Source organism: Streptomyces regalis (assembly GCF_001509475.1).
Lineage (GTDB): Bacteria > Actinomycetota > Actinomycetes > Streptomycetales > Streptomycetaceae > Streptomyces > Streptomyces regalis.
In genome coordinates this window covers 1-1,435 of record NZ_LLZG01000192.1, presented here as the reverse complement: position 1 = coordinate 1,435, position 1,435 = coordinate 1, and the positions used below count along the sequence as shown (strand labels likewise).

The following is a 1,435-nucleotide window of genomic DNA, read 5'->3' as shown; positions in this document are numbered from 1 at the left end:
CGTCCGGCGTTTGAGGACGAGGCCCGTTCAGGGCCGAAGCGGGGGTCTGGGGGCCGCAGGCCCCCAGGAGGCGGGGTCGAAGGGGCGGAGCCCCTGGGGATGGGACGGGTAGGGGCGGCGGGGGCGAAACCCCGCAAGGCCTACCGCGGCGCCGGCCACCGTCACGGCAGGCGACCACGGAAGCGCCGCCGCTCCACGGCCCCCTCCCCGGAGGGCTCCGCGTCGGCGAGCCGCACCACAGGATCGTCCGGCCCCTCCCGCCCCGCGACGACAGGCTTACCAGCCCGGACCGCCTTCGCCTGGTACTGCGCCGCATCAGCAAGCCGGAACAACCGCCGCCCAGACCGCACCGGCCCGATGGCGTCCTCGGTGGACGCCACCCCACACGCGACCCCCTCCCCCAGCTCCAACTCAGCCGCACGACGGCACAATTCATCGGCAGCCCTCACCACATCGTCGGCGGGCGACCCGACGACGAGCAGACAGAACTCGTCCCCTCCGAGCCGCGCGGCAAGCGCACCGGGCAACATGGCACCACACAGCGACAGCACCGACCCGAACCGCTCCAGAAGCCGGTCACCGACGGCATGCCCCCGGGTGTCGTTCACACGCTTGAGCCCGTTGAGATCGCAGACGACGAGGCTCACGACAACACCGTCGCTGCGGTGCCGCTCAATGGCCTTCTCCAACCGCACATCGACAGCACGGCGATTGGCCAGCCCCGTGAGCGCGTCGGTGAACGCCAGCCGCCGGGCCTCCTCCAGCCGCTCGCACTGCGCCATCCCGGCGGCCACGACGGACGCCAGCACGGTCGCGAAGTCGGCGTCCCCCCGGTCGAAGACAGGCGCACCGACGGAACGGGCGACATACAGCTCCCCCCAAGCACGCCCGTTCAGCACGATCGGCGCCACAACACAGCACCCCCGCCCACGACGCCGTAGCGCAGCCACCCGCTGATGGCAGTACCCGGGGTGACCGGTGGACGGCCCGTCGGCCGTCTCCACCCAGGCGTTGGGCTCACCCCCGGCGGCCCACCGCTCGTGCAGGAACTCGGTGATCTCCGGGAACTGATGCACCGGATAGGCCTCGTCGCTCGGGAACTCCTCCTCCCCCCGAGCCCGGTCCCCCACGTTCACGAGCACCCGCAACCGCCCGAGCTCTCGCTCCCACACCGACAGCGCCGCAAAGCTCCCGTCCAACGCCCGACACGCCCCGAGCGCCGCCGCCCGCCAGGACTCACGCGGGGTGTGCGCCGCCGCCATCCCCTGCGCCAACGCCACTACGGCCGCGAGCCGTCTGTCCTCACCCATCACTCCAGGCTAGGTAGTTTTGCGCCGATTTGGGACGTTGGCGTGGCGAACGGGGAGCTCACCGGCAAATTCCACCGCCACGCCTCCCCCCGATCACCCCACCCCTCCCCACCAGTGATCCACCC

The 1,435-nt window shown here is 72.1% G+C and carries 1 protein-coding gene; it reads right to left on the bottom strand.

All coding sequences use genetic code 11. The annotated features are described in order from the left end of the window. Window positions 1-161: 161 nt before the first annotated feature. Window positions 162-1,310 carry a GGDEF domain-containing protein gene (locus ADL12_RS21770; protein WP_062704352.1) on the bottom strand — a complete coding sequence of 383 codons (1,149 nt, stop codon included), beginning with the start codon at window positions 1,308-1,310 and terminating at the stop codon, window positions 162-164. Between the last annotated feature and the right edge of the window lie 125 nt (window positions 1,311-1,435).

What these genes read in the sequence shown, in the direction of transcription:
- ADL12_RS21770 (WP_062704352.1), bottom strand. Translation starts at nt 1,310, where the DNA reads ATGGGTGAGGACAGACGGCTCGCGGCCGTAGTGGCGTTGGCGCAGGGG.